At 69.5% G+C, this 12,835-nt stretch carries 10 protein-coding genes and 1 pseudogene; 7 read left to right on the plus strand and 4 right to left on the minus strand.

Going from position 1 to position 12,835, the window contains the following annotated elements; genetic code table 11:
- Nucleotides 1–32: 32 nt before the first annotated feature.
- Together ACWPN3_RS23955 and ACWPN3_RS23960 are read right to left on the minus strand one after the other, a co-directional pair.
- On the minus strand, nt 33–593 hold the full coding sequence (locus ACWPN3_RS23955; RefSeq protein ID WP_492239769.1) for a GNAT family N-acetyltransferase: 561 nt from the start codon (nt 591–593) through the stop codon (nt 33–35).
- Between the two features lie 11 nt (nt 594–604).
- Nucleotides 605–1,201: a helix-turn-helix domain-containing protein gene (locus ACWPN3_RS23960; RefSeq protein ID WP_492239771.1), complete on the minus strand. Its 597-nt coding sequence runs from the start codon at nt 1,199–1,201 to the stop codon at nt 605–607.
- A 170-nt stretch (nt 1,202–1,371) separates the two neighbouring features.
- Here ACWPN3_RS23960 and ACWPN3_RS23965 point away from each other — a divergent pair, with 170 nt between their 5' ends.
- The 7 genes and pseudogenes from ACWPN3_RS23965 (at nt 1,372) to ACWPN3_RS23995 (ending at nt 9,309) form a co-directional block, all read left to right on the plus strand.
- Complete coding sequence (locus ACWPN3_RS23965) at nt 1,372–2,994, plus strand: ATP-binding protein (protein WP_492239772.1); 1,623 nt, start codon at nt 1,372–1,374, stop codon at nt 2,992–2,994.
- A 127-nt stretch (nt 2,995–3,121) separates the two neighbouring features.
- Nucleotides 3,122–4,163 (plus strand): annotated as a pseudogene (locus ACWPN3_RS23970) (PstS family phosphate ABC transporter substrate-binding protein).
- A gap of 26 nt (nt 4,164–4,189) precedes the next feature.
- Nucleotides 4,190–5,572 carry a phosphate ABC transporter permease subunit PstC gene (gene pstC, locus ACWPN3_RS23975; protein ID WP_492239774.1) on the plus strand — a complete coding sequence of 461 codons (1,383 nt, stop codon included), beginning with the start codon at nt 4,190–4,192 and terminating at the stop codon, nt 5,570–5,572.
- Nucleotides 5,565–6,878 (plus strand): phosphate ABC transporter permease PstA, encoded by a 1,314-nt coding sequence (gene pstA / locus ACWPN3_RS23980; protein WP_492239775.1) that lies wholly within the window; start codon nt 5,565–5,567, stop codon nt 6,876–6,878. Before pstC ends, pstA begins: the two co-directional genes overlap by 8 nt.
- A gap of 5 nt (nt 6,879–6,883) precedes the next feature.
- A complete protein-coding gene (pstB, locus tag ACWPN3_RS23985; protein ID WP_109096012.1) occupies nt 6,884–7,714 on the plus strand; it encodes a phosphate ABC transporter ATP-binding protein PstB in 831 nt (276 codons plus the stop codon).
- Nucleotides 7,715–7,809: 95 nt separating this feature from the next.
- On the plus strand, nt 7,810–8,514 hold the full coding sequence (phoB, locus tag ACWPN3_RS23990) for a phosphate regulon transcriptional regulator PhoB (protein ID WP_109452346.1): 705 nt from the start codon (nt 7,810–7,812) through the stop codon (nt 8,512–8,514).
- A 66-nt stretch (nt 8,515–8,580) separates the two neighbouring features.
- Nucleotides 8,581–9,309: an SAM hydrolase/SAM-dependent halogenase family protein gene (locus ACWPN3_RS23995; protein ID WP_492239776.1), complete on the plus strand. Its 729-nt coding sequence runs from the start codon at nt 8,581–8,583 to the stop codon at nt 9,307–9,309.
- Nucleotides 9,310–9,412: 103 nt separating this feature from the next.
- Here ACWPN3_RS23995 and ACWPN3_RS24000 read toward each other — a convergent pair whose 3' ends face one another.
- Together ACWPN3_RS24000 and ACWPN3_RS24005 are read right to left on the minus strand one after the other, a co-directional pair.
- Nucleotides 9,413–10,138 carry a Bax inhibitor-1/YccA family protein gene (locus ACWPN3_RS24000; RefSeq protein WP_063635611.1) on the minus strand — a complete coding sequence of 242 codons (726 nt, stop codon included), beginning with the start codon at nt 10,136–10,138 and terminating at the stop codon, nt 9,413–9,415.
- A gap of 146 nt (nt 10,139–10,284) precedes the next feature.
- Nucleotides 10,285–12,810 carry an ABC transporter permease gene (locus tag ACWPN3_RS24005; RefSeq protein ID WP_492239777.1) on the minus strand — a complete coding sequence of 842 codons (2,526 nt, stop codon included), beginning with the start codon at nt 12,808–12,810 and terminating at the stop codon, nt 10,285–10,287.
- Between the last annotated feature and the right edge of the window lie 25 nt (nt 12,811–12,835).

Consider the following 12,835-nt stretch of genomic DNA (forward strand, 5'->3'; position numbering starts at 1 on the left):
CCCGCCCCGGGAGAGGGGTTTAAAGGATGCACTCACCCCAACGCCTTGTAGAAGAACGCCGTGTCGCAGAGCCCTCCTTGCGGCCACAGGGCGAAGTTCGGGATGACGCCGACCTTCACCCAGCCGGCGCGGGTGTAGAGCCGTTCGGCCTCGGGCGAGGCGGTGTCCAGCACCAGCAGGGTCTTGCCGGCGGCGCGTCCCGCATCCTCGGCAGCCTGCATCAGGGCGGCGCCGACGCCCCGGCAGCGGGCGCGGCGGTGGACCAGCATCTTGGACAGGTCGGCGCGGTGCGGCTGGTTCGGCGGCTGGGCGACAACCAGCTGGACGGTGCCGAGCACGCCCTCGCCATCCTCCGCCACCAGCAACATGCGCTCCCCCCGCTCCACCCCGGCCGCCACGCTCCGCCAGAAGCCTTCGGCGGTGGCGCGGTCGAGGGGAGCCATGAAGCTGACCGACGCGCCGCCCTCCACGCAATCCAGCAGCACGTCGGTCAGGCCCGGCACGGCGGCGCCGGCGTCCTCCGCCGTCAGCAGGCGGACCGTCACCGCACCGTCTCCACTCCGCCGGTTCGGGTCCAGGCAGGCAGCGTCCATGGCTCGCTCCTTCAGCGTTTAACGGCGTTTGACCCGCCGCGCCCCTCAGTGGTCAGCGCCACGATGTAGCGGGCGGTGCGGTCGGTCGGGTTGTGGAAGCCGGTCGGCCGGTCGAGCCGCATGGCGAGGCAATCGCCCGTGTCCAGCCGGTGCGTCACCTCCCCCACCGTCAGCTCGATGGTGCCGTCCAGCAGATGGATCTGCTGCTCGACAACGGCGGCGCGGGTGCCGCTGTCGTAGGAGACGCGGGCGCCCGGGGGCAGCTCCACCTCCACCAGCTCGATGGGGGACGGATAGCCCGGCGGCGACAGGTTGCGGCGGCGATAGCCGGTGGCCGGGTCGGTCCAGGCGATCTGGTCGGCGCGGCGAACCACCGGGTCGGCGTCCTCGCGCTCCGCCTCGGCGAACAGCGTCGCCAGCGTCACGCCAAGCCCGGCGGCGAGCCGTTCCAGCACCGAGGCCGTCGGGCTGCTCTCCCCGCGCTCCACCAGCGAGATCATCGAGCGGCTGACGCCCGACCGCTCGGCCAAGCCGTCCATCGTCAGGCCACGATCCGCCCGCAGCGTGCGCAACCGGGTTGCAAGCCGGCTGTCGATGTCGTTTTCCATCTTTTCCATGAAGATAGAATGAAGGTCCAGGATATTGGAGTCAACGGCCAGCCGCACAGTCGCCGCCATGAATCTTTTATGACCGCCGCGCGGGGGTCGTGGCGATGGTGTAGAAGGGCTGAACCTGCGGTTTCCTGTTCCGTCTCCACTCTCAAATCCGGTGCCACCCCATGCGCCAGAAGGCGTCGCCGCCCACCCCGCTTCTGACCGCCATCCTGCTGATGCTGGCCCCCCTTGCCGGCGTGCTGAGCTGGGCGGTCTATGGCGGGGCCTTGCATGGCGGGCTGGCGCTGGCGGCCGGCATCGTGGCAGTGGCGGGTGCGGTCCAGATCCTGCGGACCTATCGGCGCGATGCCAACGCAGTGACCGACTATGCCGCCCGGCTGGCCGAAGCCGACGAGCCGCTGGCCCCGGCCGGCACGCCGCCCGCGCTGAAGGCGCTGGCCGCCACCATCGGCCGCCTGCACCGGGTCGGGCTGCGCCGGGCCGAGAGCGTGCGGATGCAGCTGGACGCCGACGAGGCGGTGATCGACGCCCTGCCCGCCCCTCTCCTGCTGATGGATGCCGACCGGCAGGTGGTGCGCGCCAACCAGACGGCGCGGGAGCTGTTCGGCGACAAGATCGTCGACCGCGACCTCGCCTCGTCCCTGCGCACGCCGGCGGTGCTGGAAGCGGTGGATTCGGTGCTGCGCGGCGGTGCGTCCCGCATCATCGAGTTCACCCTGCCGGTGCCGGTGGAGCGCAGCTTCGAGGCGCAGGTGAAGCCCTTCCAGCGGCTGGTGCAGGAACCCGACCCCTCGCTGCTGGACGGCGAGATCGAGGAGGAGCCGGCGCCGCGTCCGCCCACCGTCGCCCGCATGGCGATCCTGACCCTGCACGACGTGACCGCCGCCCGCCGGTCGGAGCAGATGCGCGCCGACTTCATCGCCAACGCCAGCCACGAGCTGCGCACGCCGCTGTCCTCCCTGCTGGGTTTCATCGAGACGCTGCGCGGCCCGGCCCGCGACGATCCGGAGGCGCAGGACCGCTTCCTGGCGATCATGCACGATCAGGCCAGCCGCATGACCCGTCTGGTCAACGACCTGCTGTCGCTGTCGCGCATCGAGCTTGACGAGCACATGCAGCCCAACGGCCGCGTCGATGTGGTGGAGGAGCTGGAGAACGTCATCGCCGCGCTTCAGCTGAAGGCGGCGGAGCGCCGCATCCGCCTGCGCCTGGAGGCGCCGGAGGAGTTGCCGCCGGTCGTCGGCGACGAGGACCAGTTGACCCAGGTCTTCCAGAACCTCGTCAGCAACGCGATCAAATACACGCGCGAGGACACCGACGTGACCGTCAGCGTGGCGCTGGCCGACGGTGCCGCGGTGGGCTTCACCGGCCTGCCGGCGCCGGGCGGCGTGGCGAAGGACAAGCGGGCCGGGCGCGGCGGCACTGCCATGGTGTCGGTGTCGGTGCGCGACCGCGGCGACGGCATCGCCCGCACCCACCTGCCCCGCCTGACCGAGCGCTTCTACCGCGTCGACGCCGCGCGCTCCCGCGCCATGGGCGGCACCGGGCTGGGGCTGGCCATCGTCAAGCACATCCTGAACCGCCACCGCGGCCGGCTGACCATCGAAAGCGAGGTCGGGGTCGGCAGCGCCTTCACGGTCTATCTGCCGGCCGAGGCCCCTTCCCTTTCCCGAGCTGAGGGCCGGGGAGAGGGGGAGACGCGTCAGGATTTTCGTGGAAGGGCCGCCGTGCTTCCCCCTCACCCTAACCCTCTCCCCGGGGGGGAGAGGGGATATGGCGGGGTGTGAGAGGGGCGCACCATTCCATGACGCTGTCATGAAAGCGTCATAAAAACGTAATCAATCGGTCGCCCTCCGGGTCTATGGTCCGCGCAATTCCGCTGGACCAGTCTCCGTTTGATCGAGGAGGGCACCCGTGACCATCCGGACCCATGTTTTCGCCGCGACCGCTTTGGGCCTGGCTGTGGGTTTCACCGCCCCGGCCTGGGCGCAGTCGCGCGACCAGAATCCGTGCGGTCGGCTCCTCCACCGTCTTCCCTTTCACCACCGCGGTGGCGGAGGCCTTCGGCAAGACCGGCAAGTTCAAGACCCCGGTGGTCGAATCGACCGGCACCGGCGGCGGGCTGAAGCTGTTCTGCGCCGGCGTCGGCCCGGCCCATCCCGACATCGTCAACGCCTCGCGCCGGATCAAGAAGTCGGAAATCGACCAGTGCGCCGGCAACGGCGTCACCACGATGACCGAGCTGAAGATCGGCTATGACGGCATCGCGCTGGCCTCCTCGAAGAAGGCAGCGCCGGTGTCACTGTCCACCGTCCTGCTGTGGAAGGCGCTGGCGAAGGAGGTGCCGGTCAACGGCGCCCTGGTCGCCAATCCTTACAAGCTGTGGTCCGACATCGACCCGTCGCTGCCCAAGGCGGCCATCGAGGTGCTGGGGCCGCCGCCCACCTCCGGGACGCGCGACACCTTCAACGAGCTGGCGATGCTGGAAGGCTGCAAAAAACTGGCCGAGGTCGCCAAGGCGGTTCCCGACGAGAAGGCGCGCGAGCGCGCCTGCATGACGATCCGCGAGGATGGCGTCTATGTCGAGGCCGGCGAGAACGACAACCTGATCGTCCAGAAACTGCTCGCCAACCCCAACGCCTTCGGCGTCTTCGGCTACAGCTACCTGGACCAGAACCGCGACACGCTGCAATCCGCGAAGATGGACGGGGTGGAGCTGACGGCGGAGACGGTGGCCGCCGGCAAGTATGAGCTGGCCCGCCCGCTCTACATCTATGTCAAGAACGCCCATGCCGGCGTCATTCCGGGCATCCGCGAGTTCATCGGCGAATACACGTCGGAGCGGGCGATGGGCGACGACGGCTATCTGGTCGACAAGGGCCTGATCCCGGAGCCGAAGGCGCTGCGCGACACCGCCCGCGTCGAGGCGGTCAACCTGACGCCGTTGCAGTTCTGACCAACTCCTCCTCTTGAGCGACCCGCATGCAGCTGACCCTCCTCGCCCTGATCCTGGCCCTGCTCACCCTGATCGGCTTCATGATCGGCCGGTCGCGGGCGGCGGCGTCCGTTGGCGGGCGGGTGGCGGAGCTGCATTCGGTCCCGTCATATCATGGCGTCTATGTCGCGCTGTGGGCCGGGCTGCCGGCGCTGCTGCTGTTCGTCGCCTGGACGGCGTCGGAAGGCTGGCTGGCGATGCAGCTGGTGCTGTCGGCCCTGCCGGAGCGGCTGACCACCGGTGACGGCCAGTCGGTCGCCCTGCTGAAGGCCGACATCCTCAACCTCGCCCACGGCATCTCGACCGGGCGCGACTCCGATCCGCTGGTGGTCGAGGCGGCGCGCCGCTATGCGGGCTTCCGCGATCTCGCCGGCTGGAGCCTGCTGGCGGTCGGCGCCAGCCTCGCCGTCGCCGGGCTCGCCTGGGGCCGCCACCGCATCGGCCCGGACCTGCGCGCCCGTCCGGCGGTGGAGCGGGTGGTGCGGGTGGCGCTGGTCGTCTGTTCGCTGGTCGCCATCCTGACCACGGTCGGCATCGTCCTGTCGCTGCTGTTCGAGGCGCTGCGCTTCTTCAGCGTCGTCTCACCGCTCGACTTCCTGTTCGGCACCCATTGGAGCCCGCAGATGGCGATGCGGGCCGATCAGGTCGGATCGAGCGGTTCCTTCGGTGCCATCCCGCTGTTCGCCGGCACGCTGCTGATCACGGTGATCGCCATGGCGGTGGCGGTGCCGGTCGGGCTGATGGCGGCGATCTACATGTCGGAATATGCCGGACGCGGCGTGCGCACCTGGCTGAAGCCGGCGCTGGAGATCCTGGCCGGCATCCCGACCGTGGTCTACGGCTTCTTCGCAGCACTGACCATGGCGCCCTTCGTGCGCTCGGTCGGCGAGGCGCTGGGGCTGGACGTCAGTTCGGAATCGGCGCTGGCCGCCGGCATCGTCATGGGGGTGATGATCATCCCCTTCGTCAGCTCGCTGTCGGACGACGTCATCAACGCGGTGCCGCAGAGCTTGCGCGACGGCTCCTACGGCCTCGGCGCCACCAAGTCGGAAACCATCAGGCAGGTGGTGCTGCCGGCGGCGCTGCCGGGCATCGTCGCCGCGGTGATGCTGGCGGTCAGCCGCGCCATCGGCGAGACGATGATCGTCACCATGGCGTCGGGCCTGACCGCCAACCTGACCGCCAACCCATTGCAGGCGGTCACCACCGTCACCACCCAGATCGCCACGCTGCTGGTCGGCGACCAGGAGTTCGACAGCCCGAAGACGCTGTCGGCCTTCGGCCTCGGCCTTGTGCTGTTCCTCGTCACGCTCTGCCTCAACATGGTCGCCCTGCGGGTGGTCCGGACCTATCGGGAAAAATATGACTGACCTCGTCGAGCGGGACGCGGCGGCCGTGACGCCCTCCCCCGCCTCAACCACCCCGCCGAAGTCGCGCCTGCGCAGCGAGGCCTTCGCCCGCCGTCTGCGCGCCCGCCATGCCGCGGAGCGCCGCTTCCGGCTGGCCGGCGCCGCCGCGGTGGCGCTGGCGGCGCTGATGCTGGTTCTGCTGCTGGGCTCCATCGTCGCCAAGGGCGCCAGTGCCTTTTGGGAAGCGCGCATCCGGCTGGAGGTGACGCTGGACCCGGCGGAGGTCGCCGACCGCAACTACGCCGCCCCGCTGCGCCGGGCGCTCTACGCCCAGTTCCCCCAGGTCACCGACCGCGCCGGCCGCCGCGTGCTGAACGACCTGCTGTCGTCGGGGGCACCCTACGAGCTGGAGGCGATGGTGGCGAAGAACCCGGCGCTGGCCGGCACCACGCAGACGATCTGGGTCCGCGCCGACGACCAGATCGACCAGCTGGTGAAGGGCGGCTACCGCCGCGACCTGCCGGAGAGCGAGCGCGGGCTCAGCGACGCCAAGGTCGCCGCCGCCGACGCGCTGCTGGCCTCCGGCGCGCTGGCGCAGGGCTTCAACACCACCCTGTTCACCGCCGGCGACAGCCGCGAGCCGGAACAGGCCGGCATCGGCGGCGCCATCGCCGGCTCGCTGCTGACCCTGCTGGTGACCATGGCGCTGTCGGTGCCGACCGGCATCGCCGCCGCGGTCTATCTGGAGGAGTTCGCGCCGAAGAACCGCTGGACCGACCTGATCGAGGTGAACATCAACAACCTCGCCGCGGTGCCATCGATCATCTTCGGCCTGCTCGGCCTCGCGGTGTTCCTCGGTTTCTTCGGCATGCCGCGCTCCGCCCCGCTGGTCGGCGGGCTGGTGATGGCGCTGATGACGCTGCCGGTCATCATCATCGCGTCCCGCGTCGCGCTGAAGGCGGTGCCGCCGTCGATCCGCCAGGCGGCGCTGGGCATCGGCGCCTCGCCCTTGCAGACGGTGCTGCACCATGTGCTGCCGCTGGCGATGCCCGGCATCCTGACCGGCACCATCATCGGCATGGCCCGCGCGCTGGGCGAGACGGCGCCGCTGCTGCTGATCGGCATGGTCGCCTTCATCGTCGACGTGCCCCACGGGCTGACCGACAGCGCCACGGTGCTTCCGGTGCAGATCTACATGTGGGCCGACAGCCCCGAGCGGGCCTTCACCGAGCGCACCTCGGCGGCGATCCTGATCCTGCTCGGCGTCCTGATCCTGCTGAACGGCGCGGCCGTGATCCTGCGCAAGATTTTCGAGAGACGGTGGTGAGCGTCATGAGCATTCAGAACCCGCTGAAGCTGCGGCCCCGCGCCGAAGACCGCCCCGGTCAACGCGCGGGTGCCGCCCTGCCCAACAAGATGACCGCCCGCGGGGTGACGGTGTTCTACGGCGCCAAACAGGCGTTGAAGGGCATCGACCTCGACATCCAGGAAAACCGGGTGCTGGCGCTGATCGGCCCGTCCGGCTGCGGCAAGTCGACCTTCCTGCGCTGCCTGAACCGGATGAACGACACCATCGAGGGCTGCCGGGTCGAGGGGCGGATCGCGCTGGATGGCGAGGACGTCTATGGCAAGGCGGTCGATGCGGTGCAGCTGCGCGCCCGCGTCGGCATGGTGTTCCAGAAGCCGAACCCCTTCCCCAAGTCGATCTACGACAATGTCTCCTACGGCCCGCGCATCCATGGCCTGGCCTCCGGCCGCGACGAACTGGACGAGGTGGTGCAGACCTCGCTGAAGCGCGCCGGGCTGTGGGGCGAGGTCAAGGACCGCCTGCGCGAACCCGGCACCAGCCTGTCCGGCGGCCAGCAGCAGCGGCTGTGCATCGCCCGCGCCATCGCCGTCAGCCCCGAGGTGATCCTGATGGACGAGCCCTGCTCGGCGCTCGACCCCATCGCGACCGCCCACATCGAGGAGCTGATCGACGAGCTGCGGGCCAACTACACCATCGTCATCGTCACCCACAACATGCAGCAGGCCGCCCGCGTGTCGCAGCGCACCGCCTTCTTCCATCTGGGCGAGATGGTGGAGTGCGACGACACCGAGGACATCTTCACCAACCCGCGCGACGAGCGCACCCAGGGCTACATCACCGGCCGCTATGGCTGAGCCCCGCCTTACCTCTGCGCCCTCCCCTCCTCCTTTGTTGAAAAGGCTGTCCCATGCCGGTTAACGTCGAGACGCGCGCTGTCAACGGAGCCACCATGAACGCGGCCCTGAAGCCGCTCGTCCTGATCGTCGAGGACGAGGCCGACATCCTGACGCTGCTGAAGTACAACCTGGAAAAGGAAGGCTTCCGCGTCGCCACCGCCAGCGACGGCGAGGAGGCCCTGCTGGCCGCCGGCGAGCAGACGCCGCACATCGTGCTGCTCGACTGGATGCTGCCGCTGATGAGCGGGCTGGAGGTCTGCCGCCAGCTGCGCCGCAACGCCAAGACCCGCGACATCCCGATCATCATGCTGACCGCCCGCGGCGAGGAAGGCGACCGGGTGCGCGGCCTGAACTCCGGCGCCGACGACTACATCACCAAGCCCTTCTCGCCGACCGAGCTGGTCGCCCGCATGCGCGCGGTGCTGCGCCGCGCCTCTCCCGGCATGACCGACGAGGTGCTGACCTTTGCCGACGTGACGATGGATCTGGCCGCCCACCGCGTCCGCCGCAACGGCCGTGACGTACACCTCGGCCCGACCGAATTCCGCCTGCTGCGCCACTTCATGCAGCATGCCGGCCGGGTGTTCTCGCGCGAGCAGCTGCTCGATCTGGTGTGGGGCCACGACGTGTATGTCGAGCCGCGTACGGTCGACGTACACATCCGCCGCCTGCGCAAGGCGATGAACGAGGAGGACGAGCTGGACCTGATCCGCACCGTGCGGTCGGCCGGCTACGCGCTCGATACCAAGTCGGTGTGAGTGCGGGGTTCGGATGGGGGTAGGATGGGGGCCAAGACCACCACAGCACTGGTGAGAAGGCCCTCGATGATCCTGCTTTTCACCGATTTCGGACTTTCCGGCCCCTACACCGGCCAGATGAAGGCGGTGTTGGCACAACAGGCGCCCGGCGTGCCGGTCATCGACCTGTTCGCCGACGCCCCCGCCTTCGACCCACAGCTGTCCGCCTATCTGCTGGCAGCCTATGCTCCGGCCTTCCCGGCTGGCAGCGTCTTTCTCTCTGTTGTCGATCCCGGCGTCGGCACTGACCGGCGGCCGGTGATGGTGGAGGCCGACGGGCGCTGGTTCGTCGGTCCGGACAACGGCCTTTTCGCCCTGATCGCGCGCCGCGCAACGTCGCTAAACGCCTGGACAATCGACTGGATCCCGGACCGGCTGTCCGCCAGCTTCCACGGCCGCGACCTGTTCGCCCCCGTCGCCGCCAGCCTTGCCACCGGCCGGGCCGTCGCGCGCAGCCCGCTCAATCCCGCCGCCATCGACCGGCCGGACTGGCCGGAGGAGCTGCCGCGCATCGTCTATGTCGATGTCTACGGCAACGTCATGACTGGCCTGCGGGCCTCCGCCCTGCCCGCCGACGCGGTGCTGACCGCCGGTGGCGCCCGCGTCGCCCGCGCCCGCACCTTCGGCGCCGTCGGGCCGGGGCAGCCGCTGTGGTACGAAAACTCCAACGGGCTGGCCGAGATCGCCGTCAACCGCGGGCGGGCCGACCGGGTGCTGGGACTGGCCGTGGGCGACCTGGTGACGGTAGAGTCCTGAGCGGGCCCAAAAGAAAACCGCCCGGAAGCGGGTGCTTCCGGGCGGCTGCTGCGTCGATCAGGTGCTTGTCCGATCGGGCGTCTCGGGTCGGATGTCCTCAGGCTCAGTCGTTGTTGCGCTGGCCCAGGAACTGCAGCAGGAACTGGAACAGGTTGATGAAGTCCAGGTACAGCGTCAGGGCGCCCATCAGGGCCAGCTTGCCGGTGCTCTCGTGATCGTAGCCCTCGGCGTAGCTTTCCTTGATCGCCTGGGTGTCGTAGGCGGTCAGGCCGGTGAAGATCAGCACGCCGATGGCGGAGATCGCGAAGTGCAGGGCCGGCGACTGGAAGAAGATGTTCGCCAGGCCGGCGATCACCAGGCCGATGACGCCCATCATCAGGAACGAGCCCATCTTCGACAGGTCGGCCTTCGTGGTGTAGCCGTAGAGGCTCATCGCCAGGAAGGTCGCGGCGGTGACGAAGAAGGTCAGCGCGATCGACGCCCCGGTGAAGACCAGGAAGATGGCCGACATCGACAGGCCCATGGCACCGCAATAGGCCCAGAAGATCATCTGTGCCGATGCGAAGGAGAGGCGCTGGATGCCGAAGGACAGCACCATGACGAAGGCCAGCGGCGCCAGCATCACCACCCACTTCAGCGGCGTGCCGAAGATGGTGGCCATCATGGCCGGGCTGGACGACACGAGCGCGGCGACCAGACCCGTCAGGATCAGGCCGGCACCCATGTAGTTGTACACGCGCAGCATGTGCTGGCGCAGGCCTTCGTCGAAGTATCCCCGATCTGTCGCGCGGCCTGCGGTCGCGAAGCGGTTATAGGTCGGGTCTGCCATGGTTTGGTTTCCTCGGTGGAATTGGGTGATCCCGTCGCAGGACATATTGGCGAGTCCGCCAGGCGGTTCAATAGGAATCGGCGGCGCTTTTTCCAGATGAAAAAGCTTTCACGATTCGTTTTTCCTGCGGCTTCATCATACGGGAGTCACTCGTTCCGAAGCAATGGCGCCGAAGGCTGGCCCAGAGCCCGCCAAGTACCATAGAACCCGAAAGCCAGCGTGATCGCCGTACTCAGCAACGCGGTGGTGACGACAGCCGACGGCAGGAAGCTCCATTCCCAATGCATCAGGAACTTCAGCACCGCCCAGGCGGTCAAGGTTCCGATGAAGCCGGCAATGACCGCGGTCAGCAGGCCGAGCAGCCCGTATTCCAGCAGGAAGGCGCGCAGAATGTCGCCGCGCGTGGCCCCCAGCACCTTCAGCACCACCGCGTCGTAGACCCGGCGGCGGTGGCCGGCGGCGACCGCCCCGGCCAGCACCAGCGTGCCGGCGGCCAGCGTGATGCCGGCGACGATGCGCACCGCGGTGCCGATATGGCCCAGCATCTCCGCCACCGTGTCCAGCGCGTCCTTCACCCGCACCATGGTGATGTTGGGGAAGCGTTGCAGGACGGCGCGCTGCACCTGCGTTTCGGCGTCCGGCGTGGCGCGGACGGTGGCGACCCAGGTCTGCGGCGCCCCTTCCAGCGTGCCGGGGGCAAAGACCATGGTGAAGTTGATCGCCATGCTGCTGAAATCGGCGGAACGGACGTTGGCGACCTTCGCCTCGAAGCTGCGGCCCAGGATGTTGACGGTCATGGTGGCGCCGGGACCGATGCCGAAGGCCTCGGCGACGCTCTGGTGGATGGAGATCAGCGGCGGCCCGGCATAGTCGGTCGGCCACCAGGACCCGGCGGTGACGGTGGAGTGCTTCGGCAGCGTCGCCGAATAGGTGATGCCGCGGTCGCCGGCCAGGATCCAGGCCTGCTCCGGGTTGACCAGCGCCTTTTCGGCATCCTCGCCGTTCACCCGCTCGATCCGACCGCGCAGGCTCGGCACCGCCTCGAAGGCGCTGGCGCCGGGGACGGCGGTGACGAGCTCGCGCAAGGGGTCGAACTGGTCGCGCTGGATGTCGACGAAGAAGAAGGCCGGGGCGTCCTGCGGGATCGTCTCCGACACCCGGCGGGAGAAGTTGCCCTGGATCAGCGCGATGGCGACCAGCACCGTCAGGCCAAGCCCCAGCGACAGCACCACCGCCGCCGTCGGGTTGCCCGGCCGGTGCAGGTTGGCGAGCGCCAGCCGCAGGCCGGGACGCCTGACCCGCCCTACCCTCGCAGCACCCCAGGTGACCAGGGCGGCGGCGGCGCGGAAGGCGAGGAAGGTGGCGATGGAGCCGCCGACGAACCACAGGGCGAAGATCTTGTTGTGGGCGGTCAGCACCGCCAGCCCGGCGAGCGCCGCGGCCGATACCACCATCGCGACCGTATAAGGCGTGCGCGGCCGTCCGCCGGCCGGGGCGATCACGTCGCGGAACAGGGCGCCCGCCGGCACCTCGCGCGCCCGGCCGAGCGGCCACAGCGAGAAGGTCAGCGCGGTCAGCACGCCATAGAGGGCGGCGAGCGCCAGGGCGCCGGGATAGACGCCGATGTGGGCCGACACCGGCAGCACGCCGTCGAGCAGCCGGCCAAGCGCCAGCGGCGCCACGGCCCCCAGCGCCAGCCCGATGACGATGCCCAGCAGCGCCAGCGCCAGGATCTGCGCCAGATAGAGCTGGAACACCAGGGCGCCGGGCGCACCGATGCACTTCATCATGGCGATGGTGCGGGCACGCGAATCGAGATGGCTGCGCACCGCGTTGCCGACCCCGACGCCGCCGACCAGCAGCGCGGTCAGCCCGACCAGCGTCAGGAACAGCGTCATGCGGTCGATGAAGCGCTCGATCTGCGGCGAGGCGTTGGTGTAGTCGCGCATCCGCCAGGGCGCGTCGGGGAAGCGGCTGCGCAGGGTATCCTGCCATGCCTTGAGGTCGGTGTCCGGCGGCAGCGCCACCTTGGTGCTCCACCAGGTGAGGCTGCCGGGTTGCAGCAACCCGGTGTTCGCCAGCGACGGCAGCGCCACCAGCAGGCGCGGTCCGAGCGAGAAGGCGTTGGAGGAAGCGCGGTCCGGCTCGCGGTCCAGCACGGCGGCGACGCGGTAGGCGCCCTCGCCGACATGGATGGTGTCGCCGGGCTTGATGCCCAGCCGGTCGACCAGACTGGCCTCGACCACCGCACCCCAGCGGCCGTCCTTCTGCGCCAGCGCGTCGCGCAGGTCGCCGCCGCCGTCCAGCGTCACGGCGCCGTAGAGCGGATAGAGATCGTCGACCGCCTTCAGCTCGACCAGCGATGAGCGGACGTTGTCATCCGCGCGGGCCATCGCCCGCATCTCGGCGGAGGTCGACACCCGGCCGCCGGCCTTCAGCGCGGCCATCTGCCCGTCGGCCGGCGGATTGTAGAGTTGCCGCAACGCGACGTCGCCGCCAAGGATGGAACGCCCGTCGCTCGCCAGCCCGTCGAGCAGCCCGCTCGACACCGACTGCACCGCGGCGATGGCGGCGACGCCCAGGGCGAGGCAGGCGAGGAAGACCCAGAACCCTTTCAGGCCGGTGCGCAGCTCCCGCCGGGCAAGCCGGAGCGCGAGGCTGAGGTTGGTCATCGCGTAGCCCCCTTCCACCTGCTGC

It is taken from the genome of Azospirillum sp. UENF 111221, from assembly GCF_058780625.1.